Genomic DNA, 19320 nt, shown 5'->3' with positions numbered 1-19320 from the left:
AGAAACCATGTTGCTGATCGAATGCCCCTGGTGCGGGCCGCGCGCCGAAACCGAATTTTCCTGCGGCGGCGAAGCGGATATCACGCGTCCGCTCGACACGGAAAAGCTCACCGACAAGGAATGGGGCGACTACCTCTTCATGCGCAAGAATCCTCGCGGCGTGCATCGCGAGCAATGGATGCACGCGCAAGGCTGCCGCCGCTGGTTCAAGGCGCAGCGCGACACCGTCAGTTATGAAATCCAGGGCTACGAGACGTTCGACCGTCCGTTGGCTGTTATGTCCGATGATGTGGCAAAGACGGGAGGCACGTCGAAATGAGCCAGAAAGACCGACTCGGCATGGGCGGGCGCATCAACCGCGCGATTCCCGTGACCTTCACGTTCAACGGCAAGACGTATCAAGGCTTCGAGGGCGATACGCTCGCGTCCGCGCTGCTCGCCAACGGTGAGCGCTTCGTCGCGCGTAGCTGGAAATATCACCGGCCGCGCGGCATCATCACGGCGGGTGTGGAAGAGCCGAACGCCATCGTGCAGCTCGAAACCGACGCGTACACGGTGCCCAATGCGCGTGCGACGGAAGTGGAGCTGTATCAGGGACTTGTCGCGAAGAGCGTGAATGCGAAGCCGAACATCGAGAACGACCGCATGGCGGTCAATCAGAAGATTGCGCGCTTCATTCCCGCGGGCTTCTACTACAAGACCTTCATGTGGCCGCGCAAGTTCTGGCCGAAGTACGAAGAAGTGATCCGCGATGCGGCGGGCCTCGGCGAAGCGCCGAAGCATCTCGATGCCGATCGCTACGACAAGTGTTTCGCGCACTGCGATGTGCTCGTCGTCGGCGGCGGGCCAACAGGTCTGGCTGCGGCGCATGCGGCAGGTCTGTCCGGCGCGCGCGTGATTTTGGTCGACGATCAGCGTGAACTCGGCGGTTCGCTGCTGTCGTGCCGGGCGCAGATCGACGGCAAGCCCGCGCTCGAATGGGTGCTGAAACTCGAAGCCGAATTGCGTAAGATGTCCGAAGTGAAGATTCTCTCGCGCAGCACGGCGTTCGGTTATCAGGATCACAATCTGGTCACTATCACGCAGCGGTTGACGGAGCATCTGCCGGTGTCCTGCCGCAGCGGCACGCGCGAACTCATGTGGAAAGTGCGTGCGAACCGCGTGATTCTCGCGACCGGCGCGCACGAGCGTCCAATCGTGTTCGGCAACAACGATCTGCCGGGCATCATGCTCGCGTCGGCGGTGTCGACCTATCTGCATCGCTATGCGGTGCTGCCGGGACGCCAGGCCGTCGTGTTCACGAACAACGACGACGCGTACCAATGTGCGCTCGATCTCAAGGCCGCAGGCGCGGATGTGACGGTCGTCGATCCGCGTGCCGCCGAGTTGAAAGGCACGTTGCCGGCGACGGCGCGCCGTCAGGGCATCCGCGTGATGAACAACGCGGTGATCACGGTTGCGCACGGCAAGACACGCGTGGTGTCGGTCGAGGTGGCGTCGTTTGCGCAAGGGCAAACCGGTCAGAAACAGGCCAATCTGCCATGCGATCTGGTCGCGCTGTCCGGCGGCTGGAGTCCGGTGCTGCATCTGTTCGCGCAATCGGGCGGTAAGGCGCACTGGCACGACGAAAAAGCGTGCTTCGTTCCCGGCAAGGCGATGCAGGCCGAGAGCAGCGTCGGCGCGTGCGCGGGCGAGTTTTCGCTGGCACGCGGGATACGCTTCGGCGTCGAAGCGGGCGCGGACGCGGCGCGCGCGGCGGGGCATAGGGTCGCGAAACCGCAGCCGGTGCAAGTGACCGAGATCGCCGAAGCGCCGATGCTGCCGCTGTGGATCGTCGGCAACAGGGAAATGGCGACGCGCGGTCCGAAGCAGTTCGTCGATTTCCAGAACGATGTCTCCGCCGCCGACATCTACCTCGCGGCGCGCGAAGGCTTCGAGTCCGTCGAGCACGTGAAACGTTACACGGCGATGGGCTTCGGCACCGATCAAGGCAAGCTCGGCAACATCAACGGCATGGCGATTCTCGCGAACGCGCTCGGCAAGACGATTCCCGAGACCGGCACGACGACCTTCCGCCCGAACTACACGCCTGTCACGTTCGGCACGTTCGCGGGCCGCGAGCTGGGCGAGTTTCTCGATCCGGTGCGCAAGACCGCGATTCACGAATGGCACGTCGAAAGCGGCGCGATGTTCGAAGACGTCGGCAACTGGAAGCGTCCGTGGTACTACCCGAAAGCCGGTGAAGACATGCACGCGGCGGTCGCGCGTGAATCGCTCGCGGTGCGTCAGAGCGTCGGCATTCTCGATGCATCGACGCTCGGCAAGATCGACATCCAGGGCCCGGACTCCGCGAAGCTGCTGAACTGGATGTACACGAATCCGTGGAGCAAGCTCGAAATCGGCAAGTGCCGCTATGGCCTGATGCTCGACGAAAACGGCATGATCTTCGACGACGGCGTGACTGTGCGTCTCGCCGACCAGCACTACATGATGACGACGACCACCGGCGGCGCCGCACGCGTGCTGACGTGGCTCGAGCGCTGGCTGCAGACCGAATGGCCCGACATGCGCGTGCGTCTCGCCTCGGTGACGGATCATTGGGCGACCTTTGCCGTCGTCGGCCCGAACAGCCGCAAGGTGCTGCAGAAGGTGTGTCAGGACATCGATTTCGCGAATGCGTCGTTCCCGTTCATGAGCTATCGCGATGGCACGGTGGCGGGCGCCTCGGCGCGGGTGATGCGCATCAGCTTCTCGGGTGAACTCGCGTATGAAGTGAACGTGCCAGCGAACGTCGGACGCGCGGTGTGGGAAGCGCTGATGGAAGCGGGCGCGGAATTCGAAATCACGCCGTACGGCACGGAAACGATGCACGTGCTGCGCGCGGAGAAGGGTTACATCATCGTCGGACAGGACACGGACGGCTCGATGACGCCTTACGACCTCGGCATGGGCGGCCTGGTGGCGAAGTCGAAAGATTTCATTGGCAAGCGATCGCTCACGCGTTCGGATACGGCGAGGCAGGGGCGCAAGCAATTCGTCGGTCTGCTCACCGACGATCCGCAAAACGTGCTGCCGGAAGGCGCGCAAATCGTCGCGGGTCCGTTCCAGGGCGATACCGCGCCGATGCTCGGACACGTCACATCGAGCTACTACAGCCCTATTTTGAAGCGCTCGATCGCGCTGGCCGTCGTGAAGGGCGGTCTCGACAAGATCGGCCAATCGGTCATGATTCCGCTTGCGAACGGCAGGCGCGTGAATGCAAAGATCACCAGCTCGGTGTTCTACGACAGCGAAGGAGCACGTCAGCATGTTGAATGAGATCAAAGGTTCCTCGACCGTCGTCGACCGTGCGATCAGCGGGCAAGGCCTCAGCGGCACCTGGCAAGAGTCCCCGCTCGTAGGCACGGATGCGTTGATGAAAGCGCATCAGAGCGGCTCGCCGAAGAAGTTTCGTCTGACGGAGCGGCCGTTCCTCGAACTCGTGAACGTGCGTGGCGACACGCGTAATCCGGCCTTCGTCAAGGCGGTGCAGAACGTGATCGGCTGCACGCCGCCCGACCAGCCGAACACGGTGGCGCGTGGCAACGGCTACACGATGCTGTGGCTCGGTCCCGATGAATGGCTTGTGCATTCCGATGCCGCGCACGATGCCTCGCGCCCCGCACCGCTCGAAGCGAAGCTGCGCGAGGCCATCGTCGGCCAGTTCTCGGCGGCGGTGGATATCGGCAGCGGCTACACGGTGCTCGATATTGACGGTCCCAAGACGCGCGAAGTGCTGTCACGCGGCTGCCCGCTCGACCTGCATCCGAAGCTGTTCGGCGAAGGGCAGTGCGCGCAGAGCCACTACTTCAAAGCATCGGTGACGATCGTGCCGCTGGGTGGCGATCGTTACGAGCTTGTGATTCGCCGCAGCTTCGCCGATTACTTCGTGAAGATGATCCTCGACGCGGCCGCGCCGCTGCTCGCATGAAGCCGTTCGAACCGCTTGACGTGTTCAATACGGGCGGGCAGGGCTGGCGCGTGGTCGTCGACGAGCTGATCGTAAAGACGCGCGTCGGCCTGTACGAGCATGAGCATGAAGGGCCGCAGCCCGTGTGCATCGATGCGAGCCTGCGTTATCGCGGTAAGCCGCATGAGTCGCACAATGGTCTGATCGACTACGAGGCGTGGTGCAATCGCGTGAGCGCGTTTCTCGAAGAGAAGCCGCATACGCGCTTGCTGGAGACGCTCGCGGTGGAGATCGCCACGCTCTCGTTCGACGAATGGCCCGCGCTCGATGCGCTCACGCTTACGCTGCACAAGCCGAAGATTCGTGAGGGCACAAGGCGGCTCGGGCTTGAGCTCGACTGGCGTCGCGCCGATTACAACGCGTGGCGCGCAGAGACCGCCGCGCTTCGGGCTTCTTGATCGCCGCAATTTACGGCGCGGCACGGCGGCATGGCTTTCCGAATGCGCCCGAAAACAGGGAGATGCGAATTGCGGCGCTCCTTCGCCACCAACAAACATCAGCGCCGCGATGCCACGCCGACGATTTCTCCGCGCTGAAGCCAGTGTTCGCGAAGGAGAACGTCGCTGTGACGGCCGGCAGGGGATCGGGCGGCAAAGACGCTGCGGTGGTTGTGCTCCTAATGAATTGCCCTGTTACGAGCGGCGCGCAAAGAAATTAAAAGCACGATCTTCGACGTCACCCCCGAGCGTGACTCAGTACGCGGGTTCGACAGGACATTAACTGTCTGTCGAGGTGCGGACAACTCGGTGACGACAAATTTGGACGGGCGACGAGGGCGCCAAAGCAACAGGACATGGGCAGCTGTTCTATCGATAACTAAGCTGGTTTCGAGGAAGCCGGCGACGCTAACTTGACGTAAAGGAATTTGCCTCGCACACAATAATAAGCCCATCCGCATCCGAATAAAATGGCATTGCTTAGCGCCGTCTACTACAGTCGAGAGTTTTGCCGGGACGACCTTACGTTTCCGCGTCTGGCTGCCTGCTCGGATGCGCATCCTGAAAGGGCGCCAGCGCGTTGCAGGCGGCGGCGATTGCCAGCAAACGCGGGCAATTGGAAAGATCGACCTCGAACCGGCGCGCATTAAACAGTTGAGGCACTAGACAGCAGTCTGCAATGGTGGGCTGATCGCCATGACAGAACCGCCCGGACGAGCCCCTATCAGCCAGGAGGGTCTCAAGCCCTTCGAGTCCGACCTTCATCCAGTGGCGCATCCATGCAAGGCGTGCCGCCTCGTCCGTGTGTATCTCGCGCTCCAGATATTTGAGAACTCGCGGATTGTTCAGCGGGTGGATTTCGCAAGCGATCGATAGCGCCAACTCCCTGACCTGCGCACGCGCAAAGGGTGTGTCTGGGAGCAACGGCGGTTCCGAGTGGCATTCGTCGAGGTACTCGATGATGGCCAACGATTGACGGATGGTCCGACCGTTTTCCCGGTAGCTCGGAACGAGCCCCACGGGATTCACCGCTCGGTACTCTGGTTGATGCTGCTGTCCGCCGCCACGAACCAAATGAACCGGAACAGCACAGTAGTTCAGCCCCTTCAAGTTGAGCGCGATACGCACCCGATAAGCCGCAGAACTGCGGAAATATGTGTAAAGGACGCGGTCCGAGTCCGCCGCTTCCAAGTTGATGGAATCTGTCATCGACGTTCCTTCCTAGGCGAGGACGGTGCCGCGGACTTCGCCGAAACCGATTCGAACCACGCCGGGACGTTCGCACCAGCCGCGCAGAATCAGTGTGTCACCGTCCTCCAGGAATGTCCGCTGCTCGCCATTGGCCAGCTGGACGGGACGCTTGCCGCCCTCGGTGAGTTCGAGCAGCGAGCCCGCTTCGTTAGCCGCGGGACCCGACAACGTACCGGAACCGAGCAAATCGCCTGACTGGAGATTGCAGCCGTTCACCGTGTGATGCGTGAGCAGTTGTGCGGCCGTCCAATAGGCGGCGGCGCCGGCATCGCCCAACGTGAGGCGCTCAGGAGCGAGGCCCGCCTCGGCCATGCGCTGCGTCAGTATCAGGACTTCAAGCATGACGTCGAAAATCCCAGACTTGCGATTGAAATCGCCATCGAGATAGGGAAGCGGCTGGGGGTCTCCTTCCGGACGCTTCAACGGTGCACGGAAGGGTGCCAATGCCTCGGTTGTAACCACCCAGGGCGAGATGGTGGACGCGAAATTTTTTGATAGGAACGGGCCAAGAGGCTGGTACTCCCACGCCTGGATGTCGCGGGCCGACCAATCGTTAAGCAATGTCACCCCGAACAGATGATCGTCCGCGTCTTTAATGGAGACCGGTTGCCCCAACTCGTTGCCGCGACCGACGAAATAACCCAGTTCCAGCTCGTAGTCCAGTCGTCGACTAGGACCGAAGCTCGGTTGTGCAGCATCTGGCGCCTTCGTCTGCCCCTGCGGCCGCCTGAATTTCTGACCGCTCACGCGAATGGATGAGGACCGGCCGTGATAGCCAATGGGCACCCATTTGTAATTCGGCATCAGGGGCTGATCGGGCCGAAACAGCTTGCCGACGGACGTGGCGTGGTGAATGCCGGTATAGAAATCCGTGTAGTCGCCAATTCGGCAAGGCACGGCCATTTCCACCGCGTCTTGCGCGCTCAGCAGCTTCGACCAGGCTTGCTGTTGTGGGCTGCCCTGAGCCAGACCCCGGGAGATGTCACGGCGCAACGTCAACCGCGTCGTTGAATCAAGTGCCATCAACGCGTTCATGTCCGGGCTGTCGATCAAACCGGTGCCTTGCAGATCCAGGATCTGGTCGCCAATAGCGACACCGATCTTGAAGTCCTCATCCGCGCCAATGGATCGATAACGACCGAACGGAAGATTCTGGATCGGAAAATCGCTTCCCGGCTGGTTTGCTTGCTCAACCCAACTCTTCAATGCCGGGTCGTGCGACTCGTTGATCAATGACATACGATCTCTCCAGTGTGCGGATTCAGACCTGCGCGGGATTGAAATGCTTTTTCAAGCCTTGCCAGCATCGGTAGTACTCGCCCTGTAACTGGGACGATTCGAGCGCGTAGCGCGTCGGCCGGATGACGGCAGGCGTTTCGAACATGAACGCCATGGTGTCCGTGATGTGGTCGGGCCGCGTCGTGTCCGCGGCCGTCGCCTTCTCGAACGTTTCGGCATCCGGGCCATGGCCGCTCATGCAGTTGTGCAAGGATGCGCCACCGGGCGAAAAGCCTCAGTCTTCGCGTCATACGCGCCATGAATGAGTCCCATAAATTCGCTGGCGAAGTTTCGATGGAACCAAGGTGGGCGGAAAGTGTTCTCGGCAGGCAACCAGCGCGGCGGGAAAATCACGAAGTCGATAGCGTCGACACCAGGCGTATCGGTAGGCGACTGAAGCACCAAGAAGATCGATGGATCGGGATGGTCATAGCTGATCGAACCGATCGTGTTAAAGCGCCGCAGGTCGTATTTGTACGGCGCATAGTTGCCGTGCCATGCAACCACGTCGAGCGGAGAATGGTCGATCCGGGCGCGCCACAGATTGCCTTCAAATTTCGCGACCAGTTCGAAATCGCCCTCGAGGTCTTCATACGCAGCCACTGGTGTGAGGAAGTCGCGCGGATTCGCCAGGCCGTTCGAGCCGATCACGCCGAGGTCCGGCAGCCTGAACAGCGCGCCATAGTTTTCGCAAACGTAGCCCCGCGCCTCGCCGTCAGGCAATTCGACGCGAAAGCGCGCGCCTCGCGGAATGACGACGATCTCCTGCGGCTCGACTTCCAATACGCCCATTTCGGTGGCCACTCGCAGCCGTCCTTGCTGGGGCACGATAAGCAATTCCCCGTCGGCGTTGTAGAAAAAGCGGTCGGTCATGGAGCTGTTGGCGGCATAAAGATGAATCCCGCAGCCTCGTCCCAAGTCGGGGGCGCCGTTGCCTGCCATGGTCACCAGCCCCGATACAAAGTCGGTCGGTGCATCGGGCATCGGGAGCGGATCCCAGCGTAGCTGATTGGGTGGCGTTGGTAGCTCGTCAAAGCGGCTCAAGAGGCGCGCGTTCTCGATACGCTCGAAGGGCAGGTGCATGGCCGCAGGGCGGATCCGGTACAACCACGAACGACGGTTGTTGTGCCGTGGTGCGGTGAATGCGGTGCCCGAGAGTTGCTCGGCATACAGGCCATACGGCGCCCGTTGCGGGGAATTACGCCCCACGGGCAGCGCGCCGGGCAGGGCCTCGGTGGCGAACTCATTGGCGAAGCCGGTTTGATAGTCGAGTGTCATTGTTTCGATCTCTTACAAAGGACGTCGGGTGCTTGAGGAGCACGGCTATAGGCGCCCGTTCGCATCCATGGCGCATGGGCCCGGCACTTACTCAGGCAACCCCTCGCTGGCATCGTCGATCAGGTTGAGTGCGACGGCGGGGTCGTCGATCTTATCGATGGCAAGCATCGCAAAACGCGCGAGAAAAAGCGAAGTCGTCGGCTCGCCGAGTTCGGTCATGATTCTGCAGAGTCGGGTATAGACGAGGTCAAGGTCGCGATCGGTCATGGCGTTCTCCTTTATCGGTTAATCGTGGTCACTTTTGAAGGGCGCGGTGGATCGCCGCCGCAATGTCTGCAGCGGCTGCCGTGGGCCAGCGCCCCAGTACATGACCATCCGGACGAACCAGGTACACGGTGCCAGGTTTAGCGCCGTACATCGCAAACAGCCGACCGGTGTGGTCCCAGTTGTGGTCGTTTTTGGTCTCGGGGTGCAGATGCGAAGTCACAGGGATCAGCTTGAAAGGCAGCTTCTCATCTCGAAGTGCTGCTTCAAGATCGGCGAATTCCGCAGGTACCCGACCGTCTTCGCTAAAGTGCAGGGCAGTGAAGCAGGGGGCGATCAGGTCGGTCAGATGAGCTTCCCTCGCGTTGCCGCCCTCGACGACCGTCAAAGGGCACTCGGGCAGCACGGCCCCTGGCACAGGACCGGCCTCAAATGCGCTCGGTTCTGCTTCCGTCGTATTGAGCGGCGACGCCGTATAGGCGATGGCCGAAGTCTGCCGCGGGTTGATCAAAGACCGCAGGCGCTCATGCTTAATCGCTAGGCTCAGCACGGCTTTGCGCATCAATTCGAAGGCGAATGAGGGCGGCGCCATGAATTCGGTGCTCTTGGTGCCGTAACTGAGGTTTTCGTGGGCGGCAAAGACACGCTCGTCCGAATAGCTGTCGAGTAGTGCTTCGGAAGCGAGGCCGCGCACCACGAAAGCCAGCTTCCATGCAAGATTGTCCGCGTCATCGATGCCTGAATTTGCGCCGCGTACGCCAAAGATCGGGACCAGATGGGCTGCGTCGCCCCCGAACAAAACGCGATCGTGACGGTAGCGCTCCAGCGTCAGCGCATTGGCCTTGTAGATTGTGATCCAGATGGGCGACCAGGCGCCGCGCTCGCCCATCATGTCCAACAGGCTCTGCACCCGGGGCATGACATTTTCCGGCTTTACCGCCTGTTCGGCATCCTCGCCGTCACGCAGCTGGTAATCGATGCGCCAGACATTGTCAGGCTGCTTGTGCACCAGGACGGTGGAACCTGGATTGGACGACGGATCGAAGTAGGCAAGACGTTCGGTCGGCCGGTCGCTCTCCAGTTCGATATCGACGATCACGTAACGGCCCTCGTAGCTCGTTCCTTTGAGCTGGAGACCCAGCGCCTCGCGAAGGGTGCTACGTCCGCCGTCGCAGGCAACAACCCAGTCCGTGTTGAGCGCATACTCGCCTTCGGACGAGGCGAGGCGAAGGGTGGCGCCGTCCGCGCGCGAATCAATGGCGCTCACCCGCGTCTGCCAGCGGATGTCAATTAGATCCGATTTCTTTTCTGCGGCGTCCAGCAGGAACTGCTCGATATGATATTGCGCAAGGTTCACCATCGGCGGCAGTTTCTGATTATCATCCTGCGGCATCTTGAAGTGCAGCACTTCGGTGTCGCGGTAGAAGCTGCGCCCGCCTGCCCACGGGAGTCCGGTCTTCAGAAACCCGTCCACTGCCTCCAGGCGTTCGATGATTTCGAGGCTGCGGCGTGAGATACAGATGGCCCGGCTTCCGTAGCAAACGGAGTCGTCCGCTTCGATCAAAACAGAAGGAACGCCATGATTGGCGAGTCCGAGCGCCACGGCCAGCCCGACCGGACCACCGCCAACGATTGTCACCGCGTGTCGCTTGGTCTCGATGCCGTTGTCCAGCTTCGGCACAGAGGGCGCGTATTTTTGTGCCGTGAATGGATAGGTTTTGAATTCCATCGTGTGCTCCTAAACGAATTTTTGGAATTGGGTTTCGAACCATGCATTGGCTGCGCTTCGGGGCCCCATTCGACCATCGTTCGGGCCGAAATCAGGGCGACGAGCAGTCGTTAGCCTTGCTGGATGGTTTTTCTGTGGCGTAAGCTCTTAGTTTGGATCGGCAACACCGCAACCACGACAGCGCCCACCACGAGCAATGCCGCTGCATAAAGCAATCCGGCCGAAAAACTATGCGTCAGGTCTTTGAGCCATCCCACCACCAGCGGATTCAAGGCCGAACCGATATTGCCCGTCGCATTGATGACGGCAATGCCGACTGCGCGGGCCCGAAAACTCAGCGCGTGATCCGGCGTCGTCCAAAAGATCGACATCGCGGTGTACGATCCTGCCGACGCGAAACAGATGCCCAGCATCTGCACGACGGGAAGTGCCGAGTACGCCGTGCACAACCAGCCAGTAGCGGAAAAAAGCATCGGCAGCATCAAGTGCCATTTGCGTTCCTGTTTGCGGTCCGAACGCCTTCCCCACCAGATCATGGCGACGATTGTGCAGATTTGCGGGATCGCCGCGAGCAGTCCAACGGTGCGGTTGCTGGCGTCGGCGCTGAAGCTTTTAACGATCAGCGGGGTCCAGACAGCAACCATCGCGAGCGTGTTGACAAGACAGAAATAAGCGAGCGCGAACTTGATGACGGTCGGCGAGAGGAGTTCGCTGAGAAGACTCCTTTCTTCAACTGCCGACGTATGCGGCACAGGATCGGCTTTGTGCTCGGCCGCGAGCGTCTGCGAGAGTGTGCGCTTCTCATCAGCGCTGAGCCAGGTTGCCTTCTCTGGGCTATCGCGCAGATAAGCAAATACGACCAGACCCAAGATCGCCGACGGCAAACCTTCCAGAAAGAACAGCCATTGCCAGCCTTTGAGCCCAAGCGTCCCATCGAGTGCCAAGATGTATCCTGAGAGGGCAGAGCCGACGGCGGCCGTCACCGGCATCGCGATCATGAACATCGCGTTCGCTCTCGCGCGATAGGCGCTCGGAAACCAGTAGGTCATGTACAGCAGGACGCCTGGCAGAAAGCCGGCCTCCGTCACGCCGACCAGGATGCGCAACAGGTAGAGCGTGCCTGGGCTCGACGCAAACATGGTCGCTGTAGATGCCAGGCCCCAGGCGATCATGATGGTCCCGATCCATCTCCGCGCCCCGATGCGTGCCAGCACGATGTTGCTCGGAACCCGGACGGTCAGTTGAAACTCCCCCAGTTTTGGTCGCGTAAACTCCCCCACCGGGTGAAGCAGGACGAGGTCGAGTTTTATTCCTCTTTCGTTTTCTGTGCAAGGGCCTCGGCGGCTTCCTTGAGGCGGTAGCTCCGGCCGTTGAACTCGAGCTGATGGCAATGATGCATGAGGCGATCGAGGATCGTGGTGCTCATCGTGTTATCGCCCAGATACGCCCCCCAGTCCTGTACAACGCGATTGGAGGTGACGATGATGCTTCGGCGCAATTTGTAGCGCTGATGGACCAGTGTCTGTAATAGCGCGCCGGCCTCGTCCGGTATCGAGCGGGCCAGGAACAGATCATCGAGCACCAGCAGGTCAGCCTCGAGTATCGCGCGCAGTCGCGTCTGTCGCTGCTCCGCCGCGCTGAGCGCGTAGCGGTTAAAGAAGTCGTCGGTTTCGAGATACTGTACCTTGTGGCCTTGCAGAACTGCCTGATACGCGACGGCCTTGGCAACGTGCGACTTCCCGGTGCCAGGTTTGCCGATGATCAATCCGTTCTCGCCGGCGGCGATGAACTTCAGCGCGTTGAGCTGGAAGCAGGCCTGACGCGGGATTTTCGGATTGAACGACCAGTCGAACTCGGCCAGCGTGAGCTTCTCCTCGAGTCCGGACTGCTGATAGCGCCGCTCGATGAGCCGCGACTGACGCCGGTCGAGTTCGTCCTGCAGGATCAGGGCGAAGGTCTCGAGGAACGGCTGCTGGGTGCCCTGTGCCTGCAACACGCGGGTTTCGAGTGTGTCGCGTACGCCTGACAGGCGCAGCAGCCTGAGCGCCCGCTCGATGTCGGGTAGCGTGGTGTTCATGCTGTTTCTCCACTTGTTGATGGATGAGAGCCGGCGCTGTGCTGCGCGCCGACGTTGAAGAACTCGCCGTATTCGTCACCCGGACGGATCAGGGGGTGTTCCTGTGTGAGCGGCAGGGCCAGCTGTGGCGCACGATCGAGACGCTCAAGGGCTTGCTCGAACAGCCGCTCGACGACGGCACGTACCTGCCGGTATCGATAGAGGTGGTGACGCAGGGCGTGATCGCAGGCCTGCTCGACGAGCCAAGCGGGATACTTCTTCGCGAGCGCGACGATGCCCCACATGCCGCGGTGGCCGACGCGACCTTCGGCGTCGAACAGGTGCTGGCACAGCGCCTTCGTTCGTGGACCGATGTCGGTGGCGCTGGCCAGCGCGAGACTGGTCTGGCGCGATGGATTGAACGGGCGCTCGCTCTCGGGCAGTTCGAGGGAACCGGGCTGAGTGTGGCGTGGATGGGTGCGCAGCAGTTCCTGCGAGCGGCGATCACGGATCTCGATCGTGGTGTCGTAGATGCGTACGCACACGAGACTTCCAATGGGCGCGGGCCGCGCCGCATAGTTGCTCCGATCAATGCTCACCGTGGTGTCGTCCCAGACGGTGCGCACGACCTCAGTAAAGTAGCGGAATGCCGTGGTCGGCAATGGCTTCAGGTGCGGCTTCTCCTCCTGGAACATCGCTTCAACCTGTCGCCGTGCACGACCATGGATGCGTTTGGCGGCCCAGTTCTCTTCCCAGTGCATTAGGAATTCATTCTGGGCCTCCAGCGACTCGAAGCGCCGGCCGGTGAGCGCGGTATTCTGCGTATGCTGGATGGCGTTTTCAACAGAACCCTTGCGATTTGGATCGCGTACGCGGGCCGGGTCGGCGACGACGCCGTAATGTTCGAGCATCGCGGCGTAAAGGCGGTTGATCTCTGGCTCATACAGGTCGGGCGTGATCACGCCCTCCCGTAAATTATCGAGGACGACGTAGCTCACGCTGCCACCGAAATACCGGAAGGCTTCTTCGTGAAGCTGTGCCCAGACCTGTTTGCTGGACTTCCAGACTACGCGCCGGAAGCTGCGCCGCGAATACCTCAACGTCATGACGAACAGGCGTGGCCGGCGATAGCGGCCCGTCTTCGGATCGCGGGTCGGCGCGCCTTCGCCGTAATCCACTTGGGCCTCTTCACCGGCGGTGAACTCGAGACGGTCGAACTGTTCCGGATCGACGTGCCGCAGCGCTCGGACGAAACGTTTGACGCTCTCGTAACTGGCTGTAAAGCCATACTGGTCAACGAGGTCCTGGTAGATCGCCTGGGCGTTGCGCTTCAAACGCACCTGCTGTTCGATCCATTCCCGGTGGGGCTCACTGGCCGAACGGGCGAAGTTGAAGGAACTGATCGGCACTCCGCCTGCAGTCGGCGGTCGCGGAAGTGGAGGATTTTGCGGCGGGGGAGTCTGCGCGACCACCGGATCGTCGGAGCCGGTGGTCGCGGCGGTGGAGGATTTTGCGCCATCCGCCCGCCGCGCCTCATACAGCGTTTGATAGCGGCGAATCGTCTTGCGATCGATACCCGTGAGCTCGTGGATCCTGTGCTGGCTCACGCCGCGCTCAAGCAGCGTGAATATCGCGCTTTGCAGATGCTGCTTCAAGACATTCACTCCCTGGTCTCCTTCTTCTCTGAAGGAGACGACAATAAATGTCCTGCAGCACCGCTAAGGACCGCTCAGCCGGCGGTCGCTAACTGGGGGATTTTGAAGTGACCATACATGGGGGAATTTGACCGACCGCCGGGGCTTACAAGAAAGCTGACGCAGGTGAGCTGACCGGATTGCTGAAGGCAGTGGCACATACGTCTGCGACTGACGACATGCAACAGATCGCGGAAGTGTTGCCCGATTCCACGCCGTTTGTATCAAATGGAGTGGATTGCCTCTCCAGTGTCGACATCGTCCTGCCGATGGTGCTACGCGCAGCAGACTTTGGACGGATCGCCGTCAACCATGCGCTCGGCGATATCTATGCAGCATTTGGCGTCCCGCAGTTCGCGCTTTCCATTTTAGGATTGCCTCATGGATTGCAGGCCAGCGCTACTGACGTCGTGGAGTTGGTGCGTGCAGAAGCGAGCGAGTTGAACGAAGCCGGCGCTTAGCTGATCGGCGGTCATACATTAGTGAAGCAGGCGGACTTATCACAACTATCCGGGGATAACATCGTTCCGTAAGGCTACACGCATGTCTCCGGACAGGTTGGGTATGGGATAGGGGGGCGCCCAACTGTGATCTTGGAAGTCACTACCACCCCAGCGCTCAGCCTCGAACCAAGCGTGCTGAGGCGCGCGTGACGAGAACCCCGGGAACCACCACGGCTCTTCGCTTGAGCCAGGGCGCCTCACGTCGCGTCGAGAAAAGGCGAACTGCCTCCGCAGCGAGTTGGTCCACGTGCTGTCGTGTCGTGGTTAGCTGATAGGTGGGCCGTCCAGCCTCCGGTCTATCGTCGAAACCACCGATCGAAACGTCCGAGGGAATTGAAAGACCCAATTCGAACCGGCATGCGTCAAGCTCACCGAGCGCGATCTGGTCGTTTGCACAAAATACCGCTTCGAACGGGCTTTTGACGATGCCCCGTGCTTCAGCATCGTTGCACGCCCTTGATCATAGGAGGAGTCCGAATGGACGAGATGGAAGAGTGGTGCCATCGCGCTCGTGCAAGCGTGCGACAAAAGCGTCGACGCGAGCATCGCTAACCGGTGCCCCGGCGGGCCCTCCAGTGCATAGAAAACGGCGATGACCCGCGTCGTGTAAGGCATCGGCTATGTCGCGCGCGCTCGCAGCATTATCGGTCGAAACGCTGTCGACGCCTTTGAAGGACGACTGCCGGTTGATGAGTACGACTGCCACTCCATGGCGCTGAAAACGTTCGATATCGGCAACTTTCATCGACGCACACGTGATGAGGCCATCCAGCGGAAAGTCAACCGTGTCGCGTAGCGCATGATGAAGTGATGCGTCATCATAAGGAGCAGTTTTACGCCTTGCGTAGCAAGCGCTTCACCGATAGCGTATAGCACGTCCGGGTTGAAGCCCAGGGTGTATTTCGTGACGATCACCCCAATGACGTTTGACTGCCCGAGAAAACGTCAAGGCGAAATAAACATCACTCTCAATTGGGAGATCGTTATGCGAAAGTGGGCCGTTTCCGTAGGATTGTGCGGTGGGCGTTTAACATAGTCAGAAGACCACCGTTCATTGCGAGGGAATGCTTTGAAAGCGCTTTGTCCGGAGACGTTGGAAAAGCTCGCCGATCGCTGGGCGGTGCTGATGAATCAGGTAAACCGCCACGTCGGCCCGTATCCTGGCCAGCTCTATCTTGAAGTCAAGGCGCTGATTCGTCAGACGGAGGGTGTTGTCCAGCCCGATCCGTTTGAGCATGATGTGCTGCAGACCGCCGAAGCGCTGGCCGGAGACGGTAACTTGAAGATGGCGCTGTTCCGATTACATGAAGTGATTGAAGCCCGTCTTGGAGGCGGGCGTCTTGCGTAAATCTTTCATTGCCATTCGGTCTGCGCTTCGTAGTCCGAGTTCAGCAAGTCGGCACGTTACTTCTGAGACTGGCCAAACGACCTACACCTTCCGAAACAAGCTTGCGCTGGGTCAGCATGCCGTTGCCTGAAATCAGGTTGTACAAAATGCGCCGCCGGGACTCAGCTATTCGACTTCAGGTCGAGATCGCCACAGCTAGAGCCCTGACCGCTCGTGCCGAATCCGGAAAAAGCGCTGCAATATATGGCAATGTCGCCCAATGTTGAATCACCGCTTCGCTGACTTGAGATTCTTTACAGCGGCAATAGCCAGTTCCCCACCGCCATTCACTTGATTGCCGCCTAGATCGAGCTCGCCGTGACGTTGACGCTTAGCGGATGCGCCCCTTCGTCTTATAGATTCGTCTGCTGGCCGCGTAGCGGTGCGGCGCTCCGCTTGGCATCGCGATTCTCGTCGCCTGTTTGGTTGTTGTCATTGTCATCGCGGCCGACGAAGGGGGAGTCGGTGTCGCTGCCACCTGCACGGAGCGCGGTCCGCGCTTCTTCCGCCAGCTTTTCGTAATGTTTTCTGAAACGACTTAAATCTTTTTCCTCTAGCTCTTCAAGATCGAGAAGAGCGTTATGCGCGCCTTCCATTGCGCGGATCAGTTCATCGAGCTTGATTTGCATTGCCGCCGTGTCGCGATTCTGCGTGTTCTGTATCAGGAAGACCATCAGGAACGTGACGATCGTGGTCGACGTATTAATCACGAGTTGCCATGTGTCGCTATAGTGAAAGAACGGGCCAGTAACCGCCCAAACGATCACAAGAGCGACGGCCATCACAAAGGTGGCGGGCCTACCGGTCATCGTTGAAAGGTAGCTCGCGAACTTGGAAAACCACTTGCTGCTCATCACGACCTCCAATACTGATCAATGTACTAATGATGGCATAGACCGCGGATTCGCTTCCGCCATCATGGACACGCTGGGAGCGGCCCGCAGGTATCGTTGCGGCTATTTTCGTGCGCGATCTGAACGCGCCACGACGGACATATGGATGCACACCACGGCGAGACGGGAGCCGGTGTTCTCGACAATCCCGTCCGCCGCCGGGACGGCAAACTCGGCCCGATAGCCGCACCTCAGGAGTGGTAAGTCGTGTTTGCACGCTTGCGTTTCAATAAGCTTTGCATAAGGTGGAGGCTCCGCATTCCTTGGGCGAAGCGGCGGGAAAATTGATTGGCGATGAAGGCACTGCTAAGATCGGCACGCTCGTTGCGCTCGAATAGGAAAGTCGAGGAACTCTCCAGTGATGCAACCTGCCGCGTCGCCGATGCCCGGCCTATGGGCAACCCGCTCTTTTGATGCTGTCAGGCCCCCTGTGGCGGTGCTTGTCGTGGACGATGACGAAGCTTTGGGGATGGCACTTGCCGCGACGTTTGATGCTCATGGCTTCCGCACGCACCTCGTCAGGGGCGGCACAGCGGCCTTGCAGATTTCGCAAGCATGGACGCCACACGTCATCGTCCTCGACATCGAGATGTCGGATTGCGACGGTTTCACCGTCGCGGAGGCGCTGCGCGGGACGACGAGATTCTCGAAGGTCCCGATCGTTGCGCACACATCCCTTGCAGAAGACGACGTCATCGATAAGGGCAAGGCGGTCGAAATCGATACTTTCTACCGAAAGGGCGCCCCTTTGCATGGGCTATTTCGGATGATCGAGCATCTGGCGCCTTCACAACCGATTCGACAGGCTACTCAGTGGTGAGCTTTCCGACTTTGTATAATCGTCGCCTTCCGTGCTCAGGGGAACGGGGACGTGCGCATCAGCGTTCACGGCTTGTCCGAGGTGACGCGTATTTTTTGGCTTGCGATGATGCGTAGAATCGGAGGCTCGACAGGTGATCGTATTTGAGCGGGGGCCATCATCTTGGTCAGGAAAGACAAATCACTAGGCGCCGTGCGCGACACGGAAGACCAGTTTCGTATCCTCGTTCAGGGGGTCACTGACTACGCCATTTTCCTGCTCTCGCCGACGGGCATCGTGACGAGCTGGAACGTGGGCGCCGAGCGGATTAAGGGATACTGCGACACCGAGATCATCGGCCAGCATTTTTCATGTTTTTATACCGATGACGACCGCGCAGCCGGAGCGCCGGCGTACATTCTTGCGACAGCCGCACGGGAGGGACGCGTCGAGCGCGAAGGATGGCGGGTGCGCAAAGATGGCAGCCGCTTTTGGGCACATGTAGTAGTGGATGCGATACGGGATGAAACCGGCACGCTCATAGGCTTTGCCAAAGTAACACGGGACATCACGGAGCGTAAGGAGGCGGCCGCCGCCCTTGAAAGGGCGAACGCGGCGCTGTTTCAGGCTCAGAAGATGGAGGCCGTCGGGCGCCTGACAGGCGGCGTGGCGCACGATTTCAACAATCTCCTCGCGGTGCTGTCCAATGGTCTTCAGGTGCTCGCCATGCAGTCGCGCACGCCGCTCGACATGAAAATGATCGAAGGCATGCGACGCGCGATCGACCGCGGCGCCGCACTCACGCAGCAGCTCTTATCCTTTGCGCGGCAACAGCCGCTTCAATCCGAAGTACACGATCTCGCCGCATTGATTCGTGATTTCGAGCCTATGCTGGCGCGGGTCGGGACGCGCACGGCGTCTTGCGAAGTAAGGGCGTCGCATCAGCCGGCCTTTGCCTCGGTCGATGTGCCTCGCTTTGAGGCAGCGCTGCTTAATCTCGTGGTGAATGCGGTTGATGCCATGCCCGACGGGGGCACCGTAACTGTCGCGACCGACGTCGTCGAGTCGGGCAAGGCGCTGAGCCCGGTGTTGCCAGCCGGCCGCTACGTGAAAGTATCAGTGTCGGATACGGGAACGGGGATGCCCCAGGATGTGTTGGCTCAGGCATTCGAGCCGTTTTTTACCACGAAGCCGCCGGGCAAGGGAACGGGTCTTGGGCTGAGCCAGGTGTACGGGTTCATTACGCAATCCGGTGGAGATGTCGTGATCTCCAGTCAGATAGGCGTCGGTACGACCGTTGACCTCTACCTGCCCTTGGCCGAACCCGTCGACGCGGTAAGCACGGTCTCAGCACCAAAGGTCGAGACGGTGCTCCTGGTCGAAGACGAGCCTGAGGTGCTCGGTCTTGCGTCTGAGCTTTTTCGTAGCATTGGATACGAGGTCGTGGCGGCGAGCTGCGCCTCCGAGGCGGCCGGAATCCTCGACGAGCGACATGACGTCGACGTGGTCTTCACGGATATCACCATGCCTCACGGGATCAGCGGCTTGGAGCTCGCTCGCATGGTCAGGTCCCGGTTTCCCGACATAAAGGTCGTCTTGACTTCTGGCTACCCACGTCCCGCACTGCGAAGCGAGCACGGCGCGTTAAGGAAGCTCTGCAGAATGTGGTTTCAAAAGCGTGCGCACCATATAGGCGTTGGGCAGATTGTTCTCGCTCAGCAGGGCTGTGTATGGCAGAGGCG

General features: G+C 60.4%; 17 protein-coding genes and 3 pseudogenes. 9 read left to right on the top strand and 11 right to left on the bottom strand.

Translation table 11 applies throughout. From position 1 onward, the window contains the following. Positions 1 to 7 precede the first annotated feature (7 nt). The 5 genes and pseudogenes from QCE73_RS33735 to QCE73_RS39495 form a co-directional block, all read left to right on the top strand. Positions 8 to 319, top strand: coding sequence for a sarcosine oxidase subunit delta (locus QCE73_RS33735; protein ID WP_008344984.1), 312 nt, complete (start codon positions 8 to 10; stop codon positions 317 to 319). Beyond that, on the top strand, positions 316 to 3318 hold the full coding sequence (locus tag QCE73_RS33730) for a sarcosine oxidase subunit alpha family protein (RefSeq protein ID WP_034474307.1): 3003 nt from the start codon (positions 316 to 318) through the stop codon (positions 3316 to 3318). The genes QCE73_RS33735 and QCE73_RS33730 overlap by 4 nt, the downstream gene beginning before the upstream one ends. Continuing rightward, complete coding sequence (locus QCE73_RS33725) at positions 3308 to 3970, top strand: sarcosine oxidase subunit gamma (protein WP_008344981.1); 663 nt, start codon at positions 3308 to 3310, stop codon at positions 3968 to 3970. The genes QCE73_RS33730 and QCE73_RS33725 overlap by 11 nt, the downstream gene beginning before the upstream one ends. Further along, positions 3967 to 4407 (top strand): dihydroneopterin aldolase, encoded by a 441-nt coding sequence (locus tag QCE73_RS33720; protein ID WP_008344979.1) that lies wholly within the window; start codon positions 3967 to 3969, stop codon positions 4405 to 4407. The genes QCE73_RS33725 and QCE73_RS33720 overlap by 4 nt, the downstream gene beginning before the upstream one ends. Positions 4408 to 4503: 96 nt before the next feature. Further along, a pseudogene (locus QCE73_RS39495) lies at positions 4504 to 4631 on the top strand (acetyl-CoA C-acyltransferase); the annotation flags it as partial. 337 nt (positions 4632 to 4968) lie between these two features. On the opposite strand, the gene maiA reads toward QCE73_RS39495, so the two are convergent. The 8 genes and pseudogenes from maiA to istA form a co-directional block, all read right to left on the bottom strand. Further along, positions 4969 to 5655, bottom strand: coding sequence for a maleylacetoacetate isomerase (gene maiA, locus QCE73_RS33715; RefSeq protein WP_008344977.1), 687 nt, complete (start codon positions 5653 to 5655; stop codon positions 4969 to 4971). Positions 5656 to 5667: 12 nt separating this feature from the next. Then, the gene (fahA, locus tag QCE73_RS33710) at positions 5668 to 6936 is read right to left on the bottom strand and encodes a fumarylacetoacetase (RefSeq protein ID WP_008344976.1); all 1269 of its coding nucleotides are present in this window, start codon (positions 6934 to 6936) and stop codon (positions 5668 to 5670) included. Positions 6937 to 6958: 22 nt separating this feature from the next. Then, positions 6959 to 8253: pseudogene (gene hmgA, locus QCE73_RS33705) on the bottom strand (homogentisate 1,2-dioxygenase). Between the two features lie 87 nt (positions 8254 to 8340). Continuing rightward, positions 8341 to 8520, bottom strand: coding sequence for a hypothetical protein (locus QCE73_RS33700; protein WP_035504529.1), 180 nt, complete (start codon positions 8518 to 8520; stop codon positions 8341 to 8343). Between the two features lie 28 nt (positions 8521 to 8548). Beyond that, positions 8549 to 10246: an FAD-dependent oxidoreductase gene (locus QCE73_RS33695; RefSeq protein WP_309885253.1), complete on the bottom strand. Its 1698-nt coding sequence runs from the start codon at positions 10244 to 10246 to the stop codon at positions 8549 to 8551. A 110-nt stretch (positions 10247 to 10356) separates the two neighbouring features. Beyond that, complete coding sequence (locus tag QCE73_RS33690) at positions 10357 to 11526, bottom strand: MFS transporter (RefSeq protein ID WP_309885252.1); 1170 nt, start codon at positions 11524 to 11526, stop codon at positions 10357 to 10359. Between the two features lie 26 nt (positions 11527 to 11552). Beyond that, positions 11553 to 12323 carry an IS21-like element helper ATPase IstB gene (istB, locus tag QCE73_RS33685; protein ID WP_045450426.1) on the bottom strand — a complete coding sequence of 257 codons (771 nt, stop codon included), beginning with the start codon at positions 12321 to 12323 and terminating at the stop codon, positions 11553 to 11555. Continuing rightward, the gene (istA, locus tag QCE73_RS33680) at positions 12320 to 13966 is read right to left on the bottom strand and encodes an IS21 family transposase (protein ID WP_045450427.1); all 1647 of its coding nucleotides are present in this window, start codon (positions 13964 to 13966) and stop codon (positions 12320 to 12322) included. Before istA ends, istB begins: the two co-directional genes overlap by 4 nt. A gap of 209 nt (positions 13967 to 14175) precedes the next feature. Between istA and QCE73_RS33675 the strand changes: the two genes are divergently transcribed. Then, the gene (locus QCE73_RS33675) at positions 14176 to 14457 is read left to right on the top strand and encodes an AIR synthase related protein (protein ID WP_045463257.1); all 282 of its coding nucleotides are present in this window, start codon (positions 14176 to 14178) and stop codon (positions 14455 to 14457) included. Positions 14458 to 14614: 157 nt separating this feature from the next. Here QCE73_RS33675 and QCE73_RS39490 read toward each other — a convergent pair whose 3' ends face one another. Then, the gene (locus tag QCE73_RS39490) at positions 14615 to 14926 is read right to left on the bottom strand and encodes a substrate-binding domain-containing protein (protein WP_083973473.1); all 312 of its coding nucleotides are present in this window, start codon (positions 14924 to 14926) and stop codon (positions 14615 to 14617) included. Between the two features lie 33 nt (positions 14927 to 14959). Beyond that, positions 14960 to 15286: pseudogene (locus QCE73_RS39485) on the bottom strand (hypothetical protein); the annotation flags it as partial. 306 nt (positions 15287 to 15592) lie between these two features. Here QCE73_RS39485 and QCE73_RS33670 point away from each other — a divergent pair. Then, positions 15593 to 15847 (top strand): hypothetical protein, encoded by a 255-nt coding sequence (locus QCE73_RS33670; protein ID WP_045463260.1) that lies wholly within the window; start codon positions 15593 to 15595, stop codon positions 15845 to 15847. Positions 15848 to 16239: 392 nt separating this feature from the next. Here the strand turns inward: QCE73_RS33670 and QCE73_RS33665 are convergent, their stop codons facing one another. Then, positions 16240 to 16740 (bottom strand): low affinity iron permease family protein, encoded by a 501-nt coding sequence (locus QCE73_RS33665; protein WP_045463554.1) that lies wholly within the window; start codon positions 16738 to 16740, stop codon positions 16240 to 16242. Positions 16741 to 17224: 484 nt separating this feature from the next. On the opposite strand from QCE73_RS33665, the gene QCE73_RS33660 reads away from it, so the two are divergent. Both QCE73_RS33660 and QCE73_RS33655 read left to right on the top strand, forming a co-directional pair. Next, positions 17225 to 17599, top strand: a complete 375-nt coding sequence (locus QCE73_RS33660; protein WP_175585742.1) for a response regulator — start codon at positions 17225 to 17227, stop codon at positions 17597 to 17599. A 162-nt stretch (positions 17600 to 17761) separates the two neighbouring features. Further along, positions 17762 to 19320: ATP-binding protein (locus QCE73_RS33655; protein ID WP_309885249.1), on the top strand; the 1559-nt coding region annotated here is incomplete at its 3' end.

Origin of the sequence: Caballeronia sp. LZ029, from assembly GCF_031451275.1 — a bacterium.
Classification (GTDB): Bacteria; Pseudomonadota; Gammaproteobacteria; order Burkholderiales; family Burkholderiaceae; genus Caballeronia; species Caballeronia jiangsuensis.
This window is presented reverse-complemented; position numbering and strand designations above follow the sequence as displayed.